The organism is Hymenobacter telluris, from assembly GCF_017313265.1.
In the GTDB taxonomy this organism is placed as follows: domain Bacteria; phylum Bacteroidota; class Bacteroidia; order Cytophagales; family Hymenobacteraceae; genus Hymenobacter; species Hymenobacter telluris.
Genome location: NZ_JAFLQZ010000013.1, coordinates 1 through 21460 on the forward strand (window position 1 = coordinate 1; position 21460 = coordinate 21460).

Annotated in this window: 19 protein-coding genes; 11 read left to right on the plus strand and 8 right to left on the minus strand. The window is 57.0% G+C overall.

What is annotated here, in order from left to right; genetic code table 11:
• Nucleotides 1-252 precede the first annotated feature (252 nt).
• From J0X19_RS17025 to J0X19_RS17035, 3 genes are all read right to left on the minus strand, one after another.
• The gene (locus J0X19_RS17025) at nt 253-1101 is read right to left on the minus strand and encodes a prephenate dehydrogenase (RefSeq protein WP_206985631.1); all 849 of its coding nucleotides are present in this window, start codon (nt 1099-1101) and stop codon (nt 253-255) included.
• 77 nt (nt 1102-1178) lie between these two features.
• Nucleotides 1179-2393: a pyridoxal phosphate-dependent aminotransferase gene (locus J0X19_RS17030; RefSeq protein ID WP_206985632.1), complete on the minus strand. Its 1215-nt coding sequence runs from the start codon at nt 2391-2393 to the stop codon at nt 1179-1181.
• A 112-nt stretch (nt 2394-2505) separates the two neighbouring features.
• Nucleotides 2506-3336 carry a prephenate dehydratase gene (locus J0X19_RS17035; RefSeq protein WP_206985633.1) on the minus strand — a complete coding sequence of 277 codons (831 nt, stop codon included), beginning with the start codon at nt 3334-3336 and terminating at the stop codon, nt 2506-2508.
• A 432-nt stretch (nt 3337-3768) separates the two neighbouring features.
• On the opposite strand from J0X19_RS17035, the gene J0X19_RS17040 reads away from it, so the two are divergent.
• On the plus strand, nt 3769-4698 hold the full coding sequence (locus J0X19_RS17040; RefSeq protein ID WP_206985634.1) for a tetratricopeptide repeat protein: 930 nt from the start codon (nt 3769-3771) through the stop codon (nt 4696-4698).
• A 260-nt stretch (nt 4699-4958) separates the two neighbouring features.
• A complete protein-coding gene (locus tag J0X19_RS17045; RefSeq protein WP_206985635.1) occupies nt 4959-5729 on the plus strand; it encodes a porin family protein in 771 nt (256 codons plus the stop codon).
• A 188-nt stretch (nt 5730-5917) separates the two neighbouring features.
• On the opposite strand, the gene J0X19_RS17050 is transcribed toward J0X19_RS17045, so the two are convergent.
• Nucleotides 5918-7873, minus strand: coding sequence for a vWA domain-containing protein (locus J0X19_RS17050; RefSeq protein WP_206985636.1), 1956 nt, complete (start codon nt 7871-7873; stop codon nt 5918-5920).
• A gap of 182 nt (nt 7874-8055) precedes the next feature.
• Here J0X19_RS17050 and J0X19_RS17055 point away from each other — a divergent pair, with 182 nt between their 5' ends.
• From J0X19_RS17055 to rpiB, 3 genes are all read left to right on the plus strand, one after another.
• On the plus strand, nt 8056-9348 hold the full coding sequence (locus tag J0X19_RS17055) for a serine hydroxymethyltransferase (RefSeq protein WP_206985637.1): 1293 nt from the start codon (nt 8056-8058) through the stop codon (nt 9346-9348).
• Nucleotides 9349-9494: 146 nt separating this feature from the next.
• The gene (gene tatC, locus J0X19_RS17060) at nt 9495-10367 is read left to right on the plus strand and encodes a twin-arginine translocase subunit TatC (RefSeq protein ID WP_317194787.1); all 873 of its coding nucleotides are present in this window, start codon (nt 9495-9497) and stop codon (nt 10365-10367) included.
• 105 nt (nt 10368-10472) lie between these two features.
• Entirely contained in the window at nt 10473-10919 is a 447-nt protein-coding gene (gene rpiB / locus J0X19_RS17065; RefSeq protein WP_206985638.1) for a ribose 5-phosphate isomerase B, read from the plus strand.
• A 94-nt stretch (nt 10920-11013) separates the two neighbouring features.
• Here rpiB and J0X19_RS17070 read toward each other — a convergent pair whose 3' ends face one another.
• Entirely contained in the window at nt 11014-12426 is a 1413-nt protein-coding gene (locus J0X19_RS17070; protein WP_206985639.1) for a hypothetical protein, read from the minus strand.
• Between the two features lie 201 nt (nt 12427-12627).
• On the opposite strand from J0X19_RS17070, the gene rbfA reads away from it, so the two are divergent.
• From rbfA to J0X19_RS17100, 6 genes are all read left to right on the plus strand, one after another.
• Nucleotides 12628-13065, plus strand: coding sequence for a 30S ribosome-binding factor RbfA (rbfA, locus tag J0X19_RS17075; RefSeq protein WP_206985640.1), 438 nt, complete (start codon nt 12628-12630; stop codon nt 13063-13065).
• A 94-nt stretch (nt 13066-13159) separates the two neighbouring features.
• Nucleotides 13160-13969, plus strand: coding sequence for a class I SAM-dependent methyltransferase (locus J0X19_RS17080; protein ID WP_206985641.1), 810 nt, complete (start codon nt 13160-13162; stop codon nt 13967-13969).
• A gap of 77 nt (nt 13970-14046) precedes the next feature.
• Nucleotides 14047-14382: a hypothetical protein gene (locus J0X19_RS17085; protein ID WP_206985642.1), complete on the plus strand. Its 336-nt coding sequence runs from the start codon at nt 14047-14049 to the stop codon at nt 14380-14382.
• Between the two features lie 50 nt (nt 14383-14432).
• Complete coding sequence (locus J0X19_RS17090) at nt 14433-15665, plus strand: FtsX-like permease family protein (protein ID WP_206985643.1); 1233 nt, start codon at nt 14433-14435, stop codon at nt 15663-15665.
• 176 nt (nt 15666-15841) lie between these two features.
• Nucleotides 15842-18817: a DEAD/DEAH box helicase gene (locus J0X19_RS17095; protein ID WP_206985644.1), complete on the plus strand. Its 2976-nt coding sequence runs from the start codon at nt 15842-15844 to the stop codon at nt 18815-18817.
• 54 nt (nt 18818-18871) lie between these two features.
• Nucleotides 18872-19084, plus strand: coding sequence for a hypothetical protein (locus tag J0X19_RS17100; RefSeq protein WP_206985645.1), 213 nt, complete (start codon nt 18872-18874; stop codon nt 19082-19084).
• A gap of 19 nt (nt 19085-19103) precedes the next feature.
• On the opposite strand, the gene J0X19_RS17105 is transcribed toward J0X19_RS17100, so the two are convergent.
• The 3 genes from J0X19_RS17105 to J0X19_RS17115 form a co-directional block, all read right to left on the minus strand.
• The gene (locus J0X19_RS17105; RefSeq protein ID WP_206985646.1) at nt 19104-20102 is read right to left on the minus strand and encodes a sensor histidine kinase; all 999 of its coding nucleotides are present in this window, start codon (nt 20100-20102) and stop codon (nt 19104-19106) included.
• Nucleotides 20103-20123: 21 nt separating this feature from the next.
• Nucleotides 20124-20594, minus strand: coding sequence for a hypothetical protein (locus J0X19_RS17110; RefSeq protein ID WP_206985647.1), 471 nt, complete (start codon nt 20592-20594; stop codon nt 20124-20126).
• A 356-nt stretch (nt 20595-20950) separates the two neighbouring features.
• Nucleotides 20951-21427 carry a hypothetical protein gene (locus tag J0X19_RS17115; protein ID WP_206985648.1) on the minus strand — a complete coding sequence of 159 codons (477 nt, stop codon included), beginning with the start codon at nt 21425-21427 and terminating at the stop codon, nt 20951-20953.
• Nucleotides 21428-21460 lie beyond the last annotated feature (33 nt).

Genomic DNA, 21460 nt, shown 5'->3' on the forward strand with positions numbered 1-21460 from the left:
TCTTCGGTTTCGGCGCTGCACGGGCCGGATATCAGGAGGGCTTTCTTGTGAATGTTAGCCGTTTTCGGGGCAAGCTCGGTCTGGTTCATATGAGGAGTTGATGAGGTTACGAAGTGGTGAAGTATAGGCCTGAGTAAGGTCGTCATGCTGAGCTTGCCGAAGCATCTCTACCGCCAAACTATTCTTGACGTGAGGGCGAAGCGGTAGAGATGCTTCGGCAAGCTCAGCATGACGTACCGCGCGGCTGAAGTTCTAGGAAATGATTTTGCGAATGTGGTTGGCTTGCTCGATGGAGTTGCGCAGGCCGTCGTAGTCTTCGTCGGCCAGCAGGCGGCGCAGCTCCTGCAATTGGCGCAGGTGTTCGTCGAGCACATCAAGGACGTTGGTGCGGTTCTGGCGGAAGATGGGCACCCACATGGCCGGCGAGCTTTTGGCCAGTCGCACCGTCGATTCAAAACCGCCGCTGGCTAAGTCGAAGATGCGCTGTTCTTCCTTTTCTTTCTCCAACACCGTGAGAGCCAGCGCAAACGAGGTGATGTGCGAAATGTGCGATACGTAGGCCGCGTGCAAGTCGTGGTCGGCGGCATCGAGGTAGAGCAGGCGCATAGGCAGGGCCCGGAACAGGTTTTCCACGGTTTGCACGGCATCGGGGTCGGAGCGGTGCGCGTCGCACACCACCAGGGTTTTGCCGGCAAACAGGTGCTGCACCGCCGCCTCCGGGCCCGAGTACTCGGTGCCCGCCATTGGGTGGATGGCCACGAACCGGCCCCGGTTGGGGTGGTCGGCCACGGCGGCCAGCAACTGCCCTTTGGTGGAGCCCACGTCCACCACTACCTGGCGGGCCGTGGCGGCATCGAGTACCTGCGGCAGCACGGCCAGCATGGCATCCATCGGCACGGCTACTATCACCAGGTCGGCGGCGGCCACGGCGGCGGGCAGATCGGTTTCAATACGGTCAACCAGCCCTAACTCCAAAGCCCGGCGGGCGTTTTCCGGGTTGGCTTCCACCCCTACAAAGCGGGTAGCCAGGCCTTGTTGCCGCAAGCTCAGCGCCAGGGAGCCCCCAATCAACCCAATTCCAATTACAACTACTGTGTTCATGGCAAGCAACAATGATTCAAATAGAAAGACCGTCATGCTGAGCAGCGCGAAGCATCTCGCGTGCTGAAGTCAGATTACTATTCTTGTGTCAGCACGCGAGATGCTTCGCGCTGCTCAGCATGACGTGCTTTTACACTGGATGCCATTATCCGCTCCGTGGCCTTGCGCAGCAAGGCTTCCGGCTGGCACAAGCTCACGCGGATGTAGCCGTTGCCGTTGCTGCCGAAGATGCCGCCGGGCGTAATGAACACGCGGGCTTCGTGCAGCAATTCGTCGCTGAGGGCGTAACCGTCAGAGTACCCGGCAGGCACGGCGGCCCACACAAACAGACCGGTTTGGCTGGGGTCGGGCTGGCAGCCCAGTGCGTGTAGCAATTCAAACACCACGGCTCGGCGCGCCTGGTAGGTGGCATTCAGCTCACTGAACCACTCGGGGCCGAGGGCCAGGGCCGCCACGGCCGCCTGCTGCACCGGCAGGAACATTCCCGAATCCATGTTGCTCTTGAAGCGCAGCACTTCCTTCAGCCAGTCGGCGCGGCCGGCCAGCAACCCCACGCGCCACCCGGCCATGTTGTGCGACTTACTGAGCGAGTTCAGTTCCAAGGCCACTTCGCGCGCACCCGGCACGGAGAGTAGGCTGGTGGGGTTGTCGTTGAGGATGAAGCTGTACGGGTTGTCGTGGACCAGCATAATCTGGTGCTCTTGCGCAAAGGCCACCAAGCGGGTCAGGAACGCCACGTCGGCGCGGGTGCCGGTAGGCATGTGCGGGTAGTTAACCAGCATCATCTTCACGCCCTGCAAGTCCGACTCGGCCAAGGCTTCCAGGTCGGGCAGCCAGCCGCCGGCTTCGGTGAGGTTGTACTCCCGGATGGTGGCCCCGCAGATTTCGGCCACGGCGCGGTAGGTCGGGTAGCCGGGGTTTGGAATCAGCACCGTGTCGCCGGCTTCCAAAAACGTCATACCAATGTGCATCAGCCCTTCCTTGGAGCCCAGCAGCGGCAGTATTTCCGTGGCGGGGTCCAGGGTCACACCGTAAGCGCGGCCGTACCACTCGGCAATGGCTGCCCGCAGCGCCGGAATGCCCTGGTAGCTTTGGTAGCCGTGCGCGGAAGGCAAAGCCGCCGAGGTTGTGAGGGCCGCCGTTACGGTAGGGTGCGGGGGCAAATCGGGGCTACCAATACCCAGGCTGATGATGTCGGCGCCCGCCTGGTTGAGGGCGGCAATTTCGCGCAGCTTTTGCGAGAAGTAGTATTCGCCGGTATTGGCTAAGCGCTGAGCAGTGGAAACGTTCATTTTATTCGCTTTTCGTTGTTGGCTTTTTGTTTTTCGCTGTCTGGGTTTCTGTTTGAATGTGCCGTGCTGGTACTCTCGTCGAAAAACGAAAAACCAACAACGAAAAACGAAATCAATAGTACTCTCCCCGTTGGTAGGCGCCCAGTACTTGCAGGTCGTCGGTGAGCAGGGTGAGTTCTTGCAGCAGCGCCGGGAGCTGGCCGGCTTCCTCGAACTCCACATCGGCGTGGAAGTAGTACTGCCAGGTGCGGCCCGGCCGGGGGCAGGATTGGAGCTTGGAGAGGTTGAAGCCGTGGCCGGCAATGCAGGTCAGCACCCGGGCCAGGCTGCCGCGCTGGTGGTCGGTGTGAAAGTAGAGCGAGGCTTTGGTGGCCGGGCCGGTAGGCCGCTCGGGGTCTTGGCGCTCCAGCACCAGAAAGCGGGTGTAGTTTTCGGGGTCGGCGTGGATGTTGGGGGCCAGCACTTCCAGGTTGTAGAGTTGGGCCGCCGCTTCGCCAGCTACGGCCGCAATGCCGTGCTGGGCCCGCTCGCGCAGGTGCCGGGCACTCAGGGCCGTATCCACCGTCTCGACTAGCTGCCAGGGGTGCAAGGCCAGAAAATCAGCGCATTGCAACAAGGCCACCGGGTGCGAGTGCACCTCCCGAATATCAGTTAACGCCTGCCCCGGTAGGGCCAGCAAGTGCTGCCGGATGTGCAAATACACCTCACCGGTTACCTGCACGGCCGAGCGTTGCAGCAGGCTGTAGTTCGGCAGGATGCTACCGGCAATGGAATTCTCGATGGCCATCAATCCTGCTCCGGCCGTTCCGTTGGTTACTTGCCGTACCACGTCTCCAAAGGTTGCGCAGGGCACAATGGCCGGCTCGGAACCGAAGTAGTGGCGGGCGGCTAGCTCATGAAAGCTGCCCGCGTAACCCTGAATGGCAATAGAGGAAGGAAGCATGGGTACTGGCAAGTGAGAAGTGAAATGGTACTGGATGGCAATAAAAAAGGCCTCCGGAGTGCGGGGGCCTGGGTTTGCGGAGTGCGGAGCGGTTGGTCAGCAGCGGCAAAAACGGGCCCGGTTCTTTAGATAAAAGAACGGGTAATAGAAAAAAGTAAAAAAGAAGCTGAAGGAGCGCATGAGGGTAAAGACGTAAAAAAAGCGCCTCTCGGGGTCGAGAGGCGCTGGAGTTTTCAAGTTGAAAAGGCTACACGGCGGCTACTCGACTACGCGGCGGCGTAGAAGTAATAAAAGCCAAAAAAGTAGCGGTGCTGGTGCATGGGTTGGTGCCTTAACGCTGGCAAGGTGGGGAAAGATTTTCGGAATGTCAATAAAAACAGCTTCTACTTGCGCAAACTAGTACCACCCAGCCCGCCGTATACAACCCTACCTATGCTCCAACGTCGTCTCCTTTTTCTGCTTCTGCCGCTGAGTTTGTCGCTGCCCGCTCTGGCCCAAACCAAACCTGCCGCCCCCAAACCCGCTGCTACCAAAGCTGCCCCCAGCAAGAGCGCTGGCACCAAGCCCACCACCAAAAAAACCACGGCCAGCAAGCCCGTTCCGGCCAAGCCCCTCACCGAGGCGCAGGTGTTGCAGCAGGCCTCAGACCTGATGCTGGAGCGCAAATACGAGTCGGCTTTCAAGCTGCTCAACCAGTTCGACCCCAGGCACCGCCGGCCGGCCATTGCCCTCAAACAAACCGAACTGGCGCTGAACTACTATCTGCGCAGCCGAGAGCTGGAAGGCTTCGGTTTCCGCGACTTGGCACCAATGGAACGCCTAGATTCGTTGCGCGCCAAGTACACCCGGGCCGCTATTCCCTATCCGTTTGCAGTGGAGCCCATTCTGCTGAATCTGAAAAAGCGCTACCCCACCAACTACAAGCTCGACCGGGCCTTGGCCGATTATTATTACCAGGTGTTGCAGTGCGAATGCGCCGAAGCTGAAAAGTCGCCGAAGGCGCTGATGGCGCTGATTAGCCGCTACTACACCACTGCGCACAAGCACGGCCTCGGCGACTTCCTCTCCTATTACGCTATGGGCTACGTGCGCATGAGCCAGGGCCGTTTCGCTGAGAGTGTGCCGCTGTTCAAACGCTCGATTGCGCTGCGTTCCACCTACCCATTGGCGCATTTCAACCTGGCGTACAGCTACAACGAGCTCAAGAAATTGCCCGAGGCTCGGGAAGAGGTGCTCACGGCAGCCAAACTGTTTGCCGACGAAAACTCGCCGCTGAAAGACGACGCCGAATTTATGGTGCAAGACATTGACCGGCGGCTTGGCGCGGTAACGGTTCCCAATAAGTCGGAGGTAAAACAATAGCCGTATCGTAGCCCCTAGAGCGGTTTTGGCGGTGGGGGCTGGCCCCCGCCCATCATCGAACGGACTCGGTGAAATGGCGCCAGCGTAGGGGCGGGGGCCAGCCCCGCCCCTACTGCGTGCAACCTGTACGGAAACCGCGCTAGGGGCTTTGGCTGACGAAGTTTAAAAGTTTGGCACGGTTTTGTAATTACCCTTTGCAACACCGGCTGCCCCACGTTGCGCATCGTGGCCCGGCCCCCAAACTCAACACTTTTTCAGCTATGAATACGAAGCGACTTTTCGGCCGCCTGGCCGCGGCTACCCTTTTGTTTTCTGCGTTTTCTCTCTCGGCCGAAGCCCAGGTGCAAACCCACCGGGTACCCGCCTACAGCGGCCGGCCCCAGGCCCGCCCCGTGTATTCCACCCGGTCCACTAGCCCGGCGCTAACCCCCAAAATTGGTATTCGGGCCGGCGTAAACGTGTCGGACTGGTCGGGGGATGCGGTGCAGAGCGTGATGGATGTAGCCAGCTTCGCCAACGGCGCCGTGACCAAGGAAATGAAGCCTGGTTTCCACGTGGGCATGTACGCCACGCTGCCTATTAGCGCCGGTTTTGCCATCGAGCCCGGCATCAGCTACTCCGAAAAAGGCGCGAAACTGGTGGGTACCGTGCCCTTTCCAGCTCTCGACTTCCTAAATGCCCGCGTGACGGCCACTTCGCGCATGGCTTACATTGATGTGCCTGTACTAGCGAAGGCCTACCTCACGCCTGGTTTCTACATCTACGCCGGCCCGCAGGCTTCGTTCCTGGTGAGCAACAAGGCCCGTGTAGAGGCGGGTGCCCTCGGCTTCTCGGCCTACAAGCATGATTTCGACGTCAAAAACCAGTTCCGCACCGTCGATTTCGGCGTGGTGGGCGGCCTGGGCTACCAGTTTGATAGCGGCTTCGGCCTCAGCGCCGGCTACGACTACGGCCTCTCGTCGCTGGATAAAAACAACCGTTTCGATGCGCAAAACCGCGTGATTAAAGCCTCCTTGAACTACTCGTTCTAAGCGCCCTGCACTTTTCGTTTAGTGTAAACCAAGAAAGCCCCACCGACTTCGGTGGGGCCTTCTTTTTTGGTACCAAAGGTCAGGCTGGGTACAACGGGTAACGCTGTATCGGACGGTCTGCAACCCGCCGGCACGCCCGCTGCAATAGGTGAGTGAAGCCCCAGCCTGACCAACAACCTAACGCTCTCTTAACGAGAGCCATATGTACCTGCCGGAGGTTGCAAGCCCTCCGCTGCTTTCATCAACCGCACTAACTCGGCCCGGTACCCCTCGGGGTCTTTGCCACGAGCTTCTTCGGCCAGCTTCGCCGTAGCCGCCCACGTGGCGTCGCCGCGGTATTCGGAAGCGCGCAACAACATGCCAAACTGGGCCACAGCAGCTGCGAAACGCAGGTTTTCAGAAGCGCGTTCCAACGAAACGGCCGACCCGCGCAATGTGCGCTCAAACAGTTTGCTGGTTTTGTCCTGGGGCTCTTTGTAGCGCAGCTTCACGGTCATCAGGTCGGCGGAGGCGGGGGCAGGGGTTTCGGCGGGGTTCTGCTGGTACTTCAGCTTGTCGATGGCGGCGGGGGCACCCACGGGCACCACTTCGTAGAGGGCCGTTACGGTGTGGCCGGCGCCCATTTCGCCGGCGTCTTTGCGGTCATTGTTGAAGTCTTCGGCGGCTAGGGTGCGGTTTTCGTAGCCAATGAGGCGGTACTCGCGCACCCGCGCTGGGTTGAACTCCACTTGCAGCTTCACGTCTTTGGCCAGCGTGAAGAGGGTGCCCCCGAACTGCCGCACCAGCACCCGCCGGGCCTCATCAAGGTTGTCGAGGTAGGCGTAGTTGCCATTGCCTTTATCCGCTAGCAGCTCCATTTTCTTGTCTTGGTAATTACCCTGGCCCACGCCCAGCACCGTCAGAAACACCCCCGATTCCCGTTCCTGTACAATCAGATGTTCTATGGCATCGTCGCTTTGCTCGCCCACATTGAAGTCGCCGTCGGTAGCCAGAATTACGCGGTTGTTGCCGTCTTTCTGAAAATTGTCGCGCGCCACTTGGTAAGCCAGCCGCAAACCCGCCCCGCCAGCCGTAGAGCCCCCAGCCCGTAGGTTGTCGATGGCGCGCATAATCTCGCTGCGTTTATTGCCGGCGGTAGGCGGCAGCACCAGCCCGGCCGCGCCGGCGTACACCACCAGCGCCACCTTGTCTTGTGGGCGCAACTCCTTCACCAGCAGCCGCAAGCCAGCCTGCACCAGCGGCAGCCGGTCGTCGCCCATCATCGAGCCCGACACGTCTACGAGGAATACCAGATTGGCCGGCGGCAGCTTGTCGGTGGCAACGGTTTTGCCTTGCAAACCCACGTTCACCAGTTGGTGCGTTGGGTTCCAGGGGCAGGCAGCCAGCTCGGTCGTAACGGAAAACGGCTCGGGACCAGTGGGCTGGGGGTAGTCGTACTGGAAGTAGTTCAGCATTTCCTCGATGCGCACGGCATCGGGTGGCGGGAGTTGGCCCTGATTGAGGAAGCGGCGCACGTTGGAGTAGCTGGCCGCATCCACATCAATGCTGAACGTGCTCAGCGGGTCTTTGGTAGCACTCCGAAAACCACCTTCCTGAGTGTGGGCATAGGTTTCGCCGACGCCGGGGGCGGGGCGCGGGGCAGCAACGTAGTCATTGCCCGACCACCCACTGACTTTACTCTTGCGGGCGGGTGCAGCGGCGTCTCGAGCCTCGCCCCGGCCTGTGATTTGCACACCGGCTGCCTTTCCAGCCAACCCATCAGTAACTACTACCTCGTTCAGTGTTCTGGAGTCGGGTTGCAGTGCAACGTTCAGCACTCGGTACTCCTTGCTGATTGTATGCTCTTGTGTCACATAGCCTACAGAACTGATAATCAGCACCCGATGACCGGTAGGCATTACCAGCCGGTACCCACCGTCAGGAGCAGTGGAAACTCCAGTAGTGGTACCTTTCACTAGCACCGTTACGCCCGGAAGCCCTTGCCCAGTGGTACGGTCGGTGATGCGCCCACGCACCGTGAGCGTGTCGGGAGTGGGCGCGAGGCGGAACGTGGCGGCTAGCTTGGCGGGGCTACTTGTAGTGGCAGCTCCGACGGCCAAACTGCCCGCGGCAACCAGGAGCGGCAGAAGCAGAAAGTTTTTCATAACAGGCGGGGGTTAGTGAACCGGATACCTGTCTGATGCTCACGCCTTCTGGATTCCACACCGCTTGGAAAAAGTTTTTGCCGCCCCCGCAAACAGCTACTAGCCGGAGTCGGCGGCTCTGCCTGAGTTGGGTGCTTACAAGCAGCTTGGCAGTTCCCGGCGGTGCGTGTACCTTTGAACCTATGGAAACGCAAGCCCCGACCCTCGCCCAAGACACTGCCATCTTCAACCTGATTCAGCGCGAAAAAGAGCGGCAAACGCACGGTATTGAACTGATTGCCTCCGAGAACTACGTTTCGGAGCAAGTGATGCGGGCGCAGGGCTCCATCCTGACCAACAAATACGCCGAGGGCCTGCCCGGCAAGCGCTACTACGGTGGCTGCGAAATCGTGGACCAGATCGAGCAGCTAGCCATTGACCGGGCCAAGGAGCTGTTTGGGGTGGAATGGGTGAACGTGCAGCCGCACTCCGGCGCGCAGGCCAACGCCGCCGTGATGCTGGCTGTTCTCAACCCCGGCGACAAAATTCTGGGCTTCGACCTCAGCCACGGTGGGCACCTCACCCACGGTTCGCCGGTGAACTTCTCGGGCAAGCTCTACAAGCCCACGTTCTATGGCGTGGAGCCTGAAACCGGCCTCATCGACTGGGAAAAGGTGAAGGCTACGGCTCGCCAGGAGCAGCCCAAGCTCATCATTTGCGGGGCCTCGGCCTACTCCCGCGACTGGGACTACAAAGCCCTGCGCGAAGCCGCCGACGAAGTAGGCGCCCTGCTGCTGGCCGATATTTCGCACCCCAGCGGCCTGATTGCCAAAGGCTTGTTGAACAACCCGTTCGATTATTGCCACATCGTTACCACGACCACGCACAAGACTTTGCGCGGTCCGCGTGGTGGCCTCATCATGCTGGGCAAAGACTTTGAAAACCCCTTTGGGCTGAAGACGCCGAAAGGCGAGCTGCGCATGATGTCGGCGCTGCTGGACTCGGGCGTATTCCCTGGCACTCAGGGCGGCCCGCTGGAGCACGTTATTGGTGCGAAGGCCGTGGCGTTTGGTGAGGCCCTGAGCGACACGTACACCGAATACACGCAGCAGGTAATCCGCAACGCGCAGGCGCTGGCCAAGGGCTTCACCGACCGGGGCTACCAGATTATTTCGGGCGGCACCGACAACCACCTCATGCTGATTGACTTGCGCAGCAAGGGCCTCAGCGGTAAGCTCGCCGAAAACACCCTCATCAAGGCCGACATCACCATCAACAAGAACATGGTGCCCTTTGATGACAAGTCGCCCTTCGTGACCAGCGGCATGCGCATCGGCTCGGCGGCCGTTACCACCCGCGGCCTGCGCGAAACCGACATGGCCCGCATCGTGGACCTGATTGACGACGTGCTGATGCACAACGACGACGACGCCTACCTGCTGCGCGTGCGCGGCCAGGTAAACGAGTGGATGCAGCAGTTTCCGCTCTTCGCTTAATTAACGAGTAACTGAGTAGCGGAGTAACTGAGTATTCGTGCTTGTATGTTGACGGCAACATCTTATTAGCCGCCAATTTCGTTTGTGCTTTACTTCTCTTGCCTTTCGGCTTACTCAGTTACTCCGCTACTCAGTTACTCTCCCCCGTGGATCAACAACACCTTTCTTCCGGGCACCCCGTAACGGGGCAACAGCCGGAAATGTCTTTTATCGACCACCTGGAGGCGTTGCGGTGGCACATCATCCGCTCAGCCATTGCCATTGTCGTCTTTACCACCGCCGCATTTCTGGCCAAGGATTTCCTGTTTCACGACCTGATTCTGGGGCCTTCCCGGGGTGACTTCTGGACTTACCGCGCCTTTTGCAAGTTCGGTGAGTGGATTCACGCCGAGGGCTTGTGTATCGGGGAGCCCACGTTTGATTTGCAGAACCGCCAGATGAGCGGGCAGCTGACCATGCACATCAGCTCGTCGTTTGTGGTGGGGCTGGCCCTGGCGTTTCCGTACACGTTCTGGGAAATCTGGCGCTTTATTAAGCCGGGGCTTTACCCGCACGAGCAAGCCAACTCGCGCGGTGCGGTGTTTTTCGTGTCGGTGCTGTTTATTATCGGGTTGCTGTTCGGGTACTTCATTGCCGCGCCGCTTAGTATCAACTTCCTGGCGTCGTATCAGCTGGATTCGACCATCGAAAACCAGATTGACTTGCAGAGCTACATCAGCACGCTAACCACCATGAGCTTGTCGTGCGCCGGGGTGTTTGAGCTGCCCATGATTGTGTTCTTCCTGGCCAAGGCCGGCATCGTGACGCCCGAAATCATGCGCCTGTACCGCAAGCACGCCATTGTGGTTATCCTGGTTATTGCGGCCGTTATTACCCCACCCGACATTTCAGCCCAAATCATCGTCACGATTCCAATTGTGCTGCTCTATGAGCTGAGTATCAACATTGCCCGTGTGGTAACCCGCAACCGCACCAAGATGCTCAACGACCGGCTGGCTGAAAACGGCGGCGTTTCCTGATATGCTGATTGATAAGCTGTTTACGAAACCGTTTATCCTATTTCAGTAACCCAACAGAAAGCAGCGCTTCAACCAGTAGCACCTTGTCAATCAGTATATTACTTCATGAGTACACCAACTAACCAAGCCATTGCCATCGGCTCCGACCACGCCGGCTTCGAATACAAGCAGATGCTGGCCCACTGGCTGCGCGACAACGGCTACGAAGTGCGCGACTTCGGCACTCACTCCCCCGACTCAGTGGATTACCCCGACTTTGTGCACCCGCTGGCCGAGGCCATTACGGGTGGCGAGTTGGAGCGGGGAATTTTGGTTTGCGGCTCAGCCAACGGCGTATGCATCACCGCCAACAAGCACCGGGGTATTCGGGCCGCCATTGCCTGGGAGCCGGAGCTGGCCGAGTTGGCCCGCCAGCACAACGATGCCAACATTATCTGCGTGCCGGCTCGTTTTATCAGCGAGGAAAACGCCCGCGCCATTGTAAGCCAGTTTCTGAACACCGCCTTTGAGGGGGGCCGCCACCAAACTCGGGTAAACAAGATTAATTGCTAATTGCTGAAGGGCTGCTTGTTGAATTGTTGGCGATACTTCGAGTATTGTGCCTAACCATTTAACAAGCAGCCCTTCAGCAATTAACACTTAACCCTCATTTCAACTCATACACCCGCGGAGTAGCGGTTGGCTGGTAACGTCCGAAGATGGCGGGCACTTTGTATTGCAATTCAGTCCAGCGGTTGGTTTGGTCGATTACCATGGTAGGCGGGACGGTGGAGAGGTTGCGGGAAAGCCGATAGACGCCGGCATATTCACTGAGGTGGCCAAAGTCGGCCTGCGCCAGCCGCCAATCCAGGTAAGGCGACCCCACAGAATTGTTGAGGTAGGGCCGCATATCATCGCCAAGTACCAGCAGGCGTTGGCCTTGCACTTTGGCGTAGCGGGCGCTGGGCTGCACGGCGTAGCGCGCTTCGGCAGGGAAACGCAATAGGCCTTCCAGGTGTAGCACCTCACGGTAGCGCACACTTACCACGCACCCGAGCACCGCCAGAAACAGCATTTCCATTACCCACATCCGGGGAGCCTTCTGCCACAGATACAGGCTGAAATACGTAATGGGAGGCAGCAGCAACCCCACGGAGCCCGGTGCCGTGCCCCGGCCAACGGCCATCATCAGCACTGCCACCAGCAGCCATACCAGCATCAGTTGTTGGAACTTCACCTGGAAAACCAGCCCTAGCGCGGTAGTGAACGAGCGGGCCAGCGCCAGCAGCAGCACCGCTCCCGGTAGCACCAGCAGCTTCCATTGCAGCGGCAGCGGCAGGCCGTCGGCCCCCATTACCAGACCACTCAGTGTGGGAGCCAAGTGAAACTGCCGGAAAGCTGGTATTGCGTCGCTATACAGAAAGAACGTGGCAGCCACCGCATACGGGAACCCGAAGCCGCACAGCAGCAGCAAAAAGCTCCGGAACGAATTGGCAGCGAATACAATAACGGCAAACAAGCCCACCAGCAGAAACAGCGCCAGCGGCAGGTAGCACAGCGCCGCCACGCCCACCAGAAACCCCGCCCGAAACAGCCGGCGGTTGTCGTAGCCCTCCCGCGAGGTAGGCAACATGGCGCTGAGCCCCAGGATAATAAACGTGTGCCCCAGCAGCAGCGGCGACAAAGTGTCGAGGTCGGTGGTGGCGCTGGCAAGTACCAGGTAGGTGAGGGCAGCTACGTAACCCCGCTCGGGGTGTACGTCGGCGCGGTTGAGCACGAAGTTGAGGCGCAACGCCTGAACGAGCAGCAGCGCAAAGGCTAGCACGCGGTACAGCCACAGCGGGCGGGAGGCCACCACATCCAGGGCGGCAAACAGCACGGCCGCCAACGGGGCAGTGGCATCGTACAGGTCGCGGTAGGGCAGCGCGCCGGCGTGCAGCCGCTCACCTACCAGCATGGCTCGCAGCTCAGCCATGGTAAGTGGTACCCCCAGCCACAGCAGCGGCAGGCGCACGGCCAATACCACCAATAACAGCACAATCAGGCGCGTGGGTAGCGGACTCTTAAAAAATTGAAGCAAGTGAAGGCAGGTGGCTTAGGATCTGGAGGAAGCTTGGAAAGGCGGGGCCTTTGCTGGGTAAAGGTACGTTCAACAGGGTAGTGGTTTCCAGTGGGCCAGCCGGCACCAGGTGCACTTCCTAGTTACCGGCCCAGTTGTGAGCTGCAAAAAACCACGTACCCAAGACCCTAAGCCCCTAAGTTCCTATCTTTGTCAACTCTTATGGAAAGCAAACGACAGCAAAAAGTATCGAGCCTGTTACAGCAGGAACTGGCCACCGTGTTTCAGCGCGACCTGCCGCACCTGTTTCCGGGCCTTGCACCAGGTATTGTGGGCGTGCGGGTTTCGCCCGACCTGGGCGTGGCCCGCGTGTACCTGAGCCAGCTGCTGATGCGTGAAGGTAGCGGCCAGGAAATGCTGGACATGGTGCACGACAACCAGAAACTCATCCGGCAGGCCCTCGCCAAGCGCGTCCGCCAGACCCTGCGTATCGTGCCGGATCTGGTGTTCTTCCTCGACGATTCGGCGGCATATGCGGCCAAGATGGATGAGGTATTTGGCAAGCTCGACATTCCGAACGCCGAGCCCGACGCCAACGAACAGCCCGACGCCGAAGCCCCCAAACGCCCCCGGCTTTTCAAAGACGATAGTGAGTCGTGAGATAGTGAAATGGTGAAATAGTGAGCTTTCGTGCTGACTATTACGCCATCAGAACATCCAACTCACCATTTCACCATTTCACTAGTTCACCTCCTTGCATTACGACCCGATAAAACGCTCTTTGGGCGAGGTCTTCAACCGCACCCCGCTGCTGCGGCGCCTGTTCTATCACCTGCTCGACTTGCTGCTGCTGCGCACCTGGCACGTACACCGGGAGCTGCGCCAATGGGCCAAGGGCCGCACCAATGAGCCGCTGAACATTCTGGATGCTGGTTCCGGCTACGGGCAGTACACCTACTGGCTGTCGGGGCTGAGTGAGAAGTGGCACATTCTGGCCGTGGATGTGAAAGACGAGCAGATTGCCGATTCCAATAAGTTCTTCCGCGAAATCGGACGGACCAACGTGCAGTTTGCCGTGCAAGACCTGGTGCTGTATCAGGAGCCCAACACCTTTGATATGGCCTTGTCGGTGGACGTAATGGAGCACATTCTGGAAGACGTGGAAGTGTTCCGCAACGTGCACGCCTCCCTCAAGGACGGCGGTATGCTGCTCATTTCCACCCCCTCCGACCAAGGCGGCTCCGACGTGCATTCCGACGGGGAAACCAGCTTTATCGAAGAGCACGTGCGCGACGGCTACAACATTCACGAGATTCAGCAGAAGCTGCGCACCGCCGGCTTCGAGCGGATTGAGGCGCAGTACAGCTACGGCGAGCCGGGCCAGATTTCGTGGCGCCTGAGCATGAAGTACCCGATTCTGATGCTCGGTAAGTCGAAGCTGTTTTTCCTGCTGCTGCCGTTCTATTACCTCATCACGTTCCCGTTCTGCTTGCTACTAAACTGGCTCGACGCCAACACCAAGCACGACTCCGGCACCGGCCTGATTGTGAAAGCCTGGAAGTAGACCTTTTGCGCCCGGCGGCGTATCTTGGAGCAATTCGTGCTGTTTTCAATCCTCTTACTCTCCCTGTTTTCTGTGCAATGGCGGACAAGAACGATTTTTCGGAATTATTAGCAGAGATGCTGATTCGGATGGATCGGCAGCAAGAGGAAATCCACCAGACCAATACCATCCTGCGCACTGTAGCCGACGTGCAAACGCGGATGCTCACCCAGATGGAGCTGATTTACACCAATCAGCAGCAGTCCAACGACCGACAAGAGCAGTTCAATGAGCGCCAGGAAAAGCTGAACACCGAGGTGCTTGCCGAACTGCGCGAAATCAAAACTGATTTACGCGAGATAAAAGAGGTGATTCTCAACAACCATGAGGAGCGCCTGCGCCGGCTGGAAGAATTTATGCGTCGCGCCAGCTAGAATAGTATTCTCTCACAACCAATCTGTTAAGCCCACCCCGCACGCCCCGCATGGACGTACCCTTGCTCATTGCCCGGCGTTATTTTCTCTCGAAGAAGAAGCGCAACATCATCAGCATCATTTCCAACATCTCCATGATTGGCGTGGCGGTGGGAACGATGGCGCTGGTTATTGTGCTGTCGGTTTTCAACGGGCTCGAAGACTTGGTGCGCACCCTCTACGGCAAGTCGGACCCCGATTTGCTGGTGACGGCCGTGGAAGGCAAATCCTTCCCGGTGAACACGCTGATGCTCGATGGCTTGCGCCGCCTGCAAGGCGTGGGGCTACTCACCGAGGTAATTGAAGACAACGCCCTGCTGCAATACCACGACCGCCAGATGGTGGTGAAGATGAAGGGCGTGTCGGAAAACTACTACACCCAAAGCCGTATCGACTCGGCCATTGTGGAAGGCGACCATCGGCTGCTGCGCGGCGGCAACGAGCCGTACGCGCTGCTGGGGGCCGGGGTGCAGCATGAGTTGAGCATTGCCCTCAACAACCGCTTTGCGCCGCTGCACCTGCTGTATCCGCGCAACACCGGCCGTAAAACGCTGTCGATGAACCCCGAAACGGCCTTTAATGAGCAGAGCATTCTGGCGGGCGGCGTGTTTCTGATTGAGCAGCACATGGACGACAGCTACGTGTTTGTGCCGCTGGAATTTGCTGAAAGCCTGCTCAACTACGGCAACCGCCGCACCGCGCTGGAGGTGAACGTAGGCGACGAGCACGACATTCAGGAAGTGAAAGCTGCCGTGAAAAAGCAGCTCGGCGCCAAGTTCAAAGTCCTCGACTCCGACGAACAGCACGTTAGCTTGCTCAAGGCCATCAAGGTGGAGAAGATGTTCGTGTTTATCACCTTCGCTTTTATTCTGCTGATTGCCTCGCTCAACATTTTCTTCTCCTTGTCGATGCTGGTTATCGACAAGCGCAAGGACGTGGCTATCCTGCTGGCTATGGGAGCCACGCCGCGCAACATCCGGCGCATTTTCCTGCTCGAAGGAGCTATTGTGGCCTTTGTGGGGGCCTTTACGGGGCTGGCCTTGGGCATTGCCATCTGCTGGGCTCAGCAAACCTTCCACATCGTGAGCATGGGCATGGCCACTAGCGTAGTGGATTCATACCCGGTGAAAATGCAGTTCTCCGACATTGTGCTGACGGGGCTGGCCATCATCGTCATCACGCTTATCGTGTCCGTCCGGCCTGCTCTCAACGCGGCCACCATCGACGTGCGCGAGAACCTCTAGAACCTCTTCTGACACAACAATAAGCACTCCTGCTTGGGCAGGGGCGCAAACCTGTATCTTCTTTTCACCGAAATAGTTATATCATTTCGGCATTTGATTTTATTCCTGACTTTAAACCATAATATTTAGTAGCAGTACTTACTTTTAACGTTTGAATTGAGTCTATCTGAGTTTTTATGAAGGTTTCTACTTCTCAGCCTTTCCAGATTGTTTATTCGCTGCTGGAGCACGAGTACTTAGGCTATCTGTTTGAATCATACGTAGTTCAGCGCAATGCCAAGGGCCAGCTGACGCTTCAGCACCAAACGGTTTCCGTCAAAAATGCTCCGGAATTTGCCGACGGCCTCGATACCACCGACTTCGAGCTGATTACCCTTACCGACCAGATCCAGCAGGACGCGGTTATCAAGGAGTTTTCGGCCAAGAAAACTACACCCGCTGATTTCTTCTTTAAGACCTACGACCCCGACAAGGGCGACAAAGGATTGCAGGACGAAATCTGCCGCTACGTGCAGGAGCGCATGGGCCAGATTTTGAGCCGGTTGCATGGCAAGCAGGTATTCATCATGGGCAAAGACGGGGAGCCCACCTGGCACGAAATCGGGCTGGCCACCGAAGCCGCGTCCATCCTGTTCCACTTCCGGCGCAACGACGATAATACCCACTATTTCCCCACTATCCAGTATCAGGGCCAGAAGCTCGACTTTCAGTACAAAAACGCGGTAATTGTGTGCGAGCAACCCGCTTGGCTGCTCCTCAACGACGTGCTGTACTACTTCCGGCACGATGTAGACGGCAAGAAGCTGCGGCCGTTTCTCAACAAGAAGTTCATTGTGATTCCGCGGCAGGTAGAGGAAAGCTACTTCCAGCGCTTTGTGGCGCCGCTTGTGGAATCGTTTGATGTGCATGCCCGCGGCTTCGATATCCGCTCGGAGCGCTACGTGGCCCGGCCCCAGCTTACCTTCTCTGATGCGCCTACTGCAACGGTGGTAGTAGAGGAAGAGCGCCGCCGCCCCACGCCGGGCCGGCCCCGCACCACGGCTGCAGTAGGCGCGGCCGTGGCTACCCTACCCGCCATATCCGACCACATTCACTTCGACCTCTCGTTCCGCTACGGCAACTACACCGTGCACAACGGCCACGACAAGCGCGTGTGGGTGCAGCTGGAAAAGAAGGAAGACAACTACATTTTTCACCGGCTGGTGCGCAACCTCGACCGGGAGCAGGAAATCATTCGGGAGCTGGCCGACCGGGCGCTGGAAGTGCGCAACGGCCGCGCCGTGCTGGAAAAAGCCACCGCCTTCCGCTGGCTGCACCACCACTCCGACGAGCTGGCTCGGCTGGGTTTTACGGTGCAGCAGGGCAGTACCTCGGGCAAAGACTACTTTATTGGCGCGGTAACCGTGCAGGTAGGCATTTCGGAAGCCAACGACTGGTTTGACGTGCGCGGCACCGTTCGTTTCGGCGAGTTCGAAATTCCGTTCATCAAGCTACGGCCCTATATCCTGCAGCGCCGCCACGAGTACCGCCTGCCCAATGGCCAGATTGCCATCATTCCGGAGGAGTGGTTCACGCAGTACCTCGAGCTGTTTGCCTTTGCCGAGGAGCACGAGCAGGAGCTGAAGCTGCGCAAACACCACTTAGCGCTGGTTTCAGACCTGCAAAACGGCAACCTGGCTACGGTGGTGATGAGCCATAAGCTGGAAAAGCTGCGCGGTTTCGAGACGGTGGAGGACCAGCCGATGCCGGCCGGATTCCGGGGTGAATTGCGGCCCTACCAGAAGGCTGGCTACAACTGGCTGCACTTTGTGAAGGACTACCATTTCGGGGGCTGCCTCGCCGACGACATGGGCCTGGGCAAGACGATTCAGACGCTGGCGCTGCTGCTGCACCGCAAGGAAAGCGGCGAAGCCGGCGGCGCGGCCTCGTTGCTGGCTATGCCTACCTCCCTGGTTTATAACTGGTTGAGTGAGGCCCAGAAGTTCACACCGGGCTTGCGCATCCTCACGTACACGGGCACCTACCGCGACAAAAACGTAGAGCAGTTTGCCGACTACGATGTGATTCTGACCAGCTACGGGATTGTGCGGCTTGATGCCGAGCTGCTGAAAACCTACAAGTTCGACTACGTGATTCTGGACGAGTCGCAGGCCATCAAGAACCCCAGTTCCACCACCTCGCACGCGGTGCGGGGGCTGGTTTCGCGCTACCGCCTCATCCTGACGGGTACGCCGGTGGAGAATAGCACTATGGATTTATGGTCGCAGATGTCGTTCATAAATCCGGGGCTTTTGGGTACGCAGGCGTTTTTCCGCAAGGAGTTCCTCAAGCCAATTGAGAAAGGCAAGGATGAAGGCAAAACTCGCAAGCTACACGCCCTCATCAAGCCATTCATTCTGCGCCGCCACAAGGCCCAGGTTGCTCGTGAGCTGCCCGACAAAATCGAGCATCTCAGCTACTGCCCCATGACCGAGGAGCAACAGCAGTGCTACGAGGAAACCAAGAGCTACTACCGCAACAAGATTCTGCAAAACATCGAAGAGCACGGTACGGCCAGCACCCAGTTTATGCTGCTGCAAGGCCTCACCAAGCTCCGTCAGATTGCCAACCACCCGCGCATGGCCCACGAGGACTATGAGCATGAGTCGGGCAAGCTGCGCGAGATAATCCGGATGATTAAGAGCGTGGTATCCGAAGGACACAAGGTATTGGTATTCAGTCAGTTTGTAAAGCACCTGGACATCGTGCGGGCCTCCCTGGATGAGCGGCAGATTGAGTACGCCTACCTCGACGGCAACACCCGTGACCGGCACAAAGTGGTGAGCCACTTTCAGGAAACCGAGGACTTGCGGGTGTTCCTCATCAGCCTGAAAGCCGGGGGCGTGGGCCTCAACCTCACCGCCGCCGACTACGTGTTCATTCTGGACCCGTGGTGGAACCCGGCCGTGGAAGCCCAAGCCGTTGACCGCGCCCACCGCATCGGGCAGGAGCGTACGGTGTTCACCTACAAGTTCATCACGAAAGGCACCGTGGAAGAGAAAATTCTGGCGCTACAGCACAAGAAAATTCAGCTCGTCACCGACCTCATTACCACCGACGAAGCCATCATCAAGAGCCTCACCAAGGAGGATATTGAGGAGCTGCTAAAGTAAGCTGTATCTATTTTATCGTCCGCCGCTCCGGTAGACGAACAACACTTCCTATTCATGGGTTTATTTGACGCGCCAGAGCCTGTCAACGTAGAAGTGAAGGGTAACATCTTGCAGTGCCTGGTATGCCGCCATCAGAAATTCTGGCGGCGTGAGGCCCAGCTACACACTGCGACGGCTACGTTCTTCCAGATGGAATGGACCAACCCGACGGCCCTCTGCTACGTGTGCGACAACTGCGGCTACCTGCACTGGTTTTTGCCTCAGTAGCGCTTCAATACCTCGTAATTTACAGCGGCAGTTGCATCACAAACTCGGTGTATTCACCCTCTTTGGTTTCAAATGTGAGCGTGCCACCGTGCCCTTGCGTTACGATATCATAGCTGATAGACAGGCCCAAGCCGGTGCCTTCGCCGGTAGGCTTGGTGGTGAAGAAGGGCTGGTATACTTTTTCCTGAGCCAGCACCGGAATGCCAATGCCGTTGTCCCACACCCGTAGCTCAAATTGCTGGCTGCTTAGCTTAGTTGTAACCCGTAACTCCGGCTGATAGCCCGCCAGCTGTTGCTGCTGTTTTTTTTGCAGCGCATAAAACGCATTGTTGAAGAGGTTGAGTAACACCCGCCCGATGTCCTGCGTGGCAATATTGACAAGGCCCAGATGGGGAGCAAAGTGTGTGGTAATGGTTGTGTTGAACTCTTTATTGCTTGCCCGAACACCTTGGTAAGACAGGCGTAGATATTGATCCACCAGGGCGTTTAAATCGGTAGGCTGCCGCTCACTGGTGGTATTGCGCGCATGTAGCAGCATCCCGGTCACGATAGAGCCAGCCCGACGGCCGTGTTGCAGTATTCTTTCCAGGTTTTCTTCAAGGCTGTCCAGCAGTTCGGTGGCGGCGGCCTTTTCTGCTTCCGGAAAAACACTGAGCACCTCCTCTTTCACTTCCTGCACCAGCTCTACGCTGACCTCGGAAAAATTCATGACGAAGTTGAGCGGATTCTGAATTTCGTGCGCCACCCCGGCCGTTAACTCGCCCAATGAAGCCAACTTCTCTCTCTGAATCAGCTGCCGCTGCGTAGCCTGCAAGCGTAGCAACGACTGTTGCAGGTCGGTGGTGCGCTCTTTCACCTGCTGCTCCAGCAACTCGTTCTGCTGGGCAAGTAATTCGTGCTTTTCCCGCTCTTGGTGTAGCCGCCGCCGCTGTTCCCGCACCAGAATAATGATGATACCCGCCACTAGCAGTAACACAACAGGACCAATCAGCAGGAACGGCAGCAGAGCGTTAGGCATGTGAGAGGGAGCTACCGAATATTAAGCAACGGTCAGGTGGTGAAGCGCAATCGAACTATGGCCCAGCACCTTATAGGAGCGATGATGCCACCGGCTGTAATGCAGCCAGCGTGGCAATGCCTGCAACGGGTTGATGCTTAGTGGAAAGAAGCTGAACATCCAGGCCAGTAAGCCCATATGAACGGCGTAAAGAACAGCATCAGGGGCGCTGATAATTCTATCGAACCTGATTCTGGTTACCGAATCATATCCTGAATTATAGATGACGTTGGTAGCTACGTAGGTAACTATAGCATAAGAAAAGTAAATCAAAACAGACATACTGAAAAAGAATTCTGGTTGTTTCAGTATGTCTATACTAGTACGACTTATTTGAACAATGTGTAATAATGCCAATGATACCAGTAAAATACTCCCGAAAGCTTGAGAATAACTATTGAGGTCGACGAATATACCGTTGATAAAAACCGCGTCTAGAAAAGCAGTAAACAAGAATAATAGAGTTGCAGACAGTATAAGTTTTGATGATTTTCTTGAATGAAAGAACTTTAAATAAACCTTAATTAGCAATAATACTGCAAATACAGTTGATAAATGAAAGAGGTATATATCATTTCTAAACAGCAGCCTGCTAGGTAATTTAAGGATATATAAAAGCAACTCCACTATTATGTAGTAGTATATGGGCCTAAACTTCACTGGCAGCCGGCATTTGCATACCCACAGAAGAATGAATGGAAGTAATGGCGCAACTTCCAATATCCTACTGTTAAGATGAAGAAGTTCGGCCCAGTCTTTCATTGCCCCACGCACTACTTTCCCGTTAGCAACATTTGTTATTTCTAACTTCAGTCTTCAACCGTAGGATCATAAAGGCCGCTTGTTTTATCACAGTTGTCAGGACATCTGTCGTAGCTTGCAAAAGCTTTGGCAGCTGCCAAGGTTGATTTATCTTTCGTAATATCTTTATTATCTTGTCCCACTCCAACAATTATAATCCCTATTTTTCCTACTTCCTCAAATCCTCCATCTTGGTTTATTGAACCATATATTCTAATCCCTTTACAATCTGAACCAAGTGAATTTATAAATTCTGTTAACTTATTCTTATCAATATACACTGCACGATTTTTATTCTTTTTAAATTCTTTTTGATATTTTTTTGCTCCATTTTTTGTATTGTCCTCTACAGTAATTTCTTTACCTCCAGGATTTTTCACCTTTCCACTAGGCAGGTACAGGTTTTTTTCGTTGCAACTAGTCACGACACTTAACACGCTTGCTAAAAGCAGGAAAGCAGGAAGAGAATACTTATTGCGTTTCATAGTGTGGTTTGATTTGGCAGTTGCTGGCAGTAT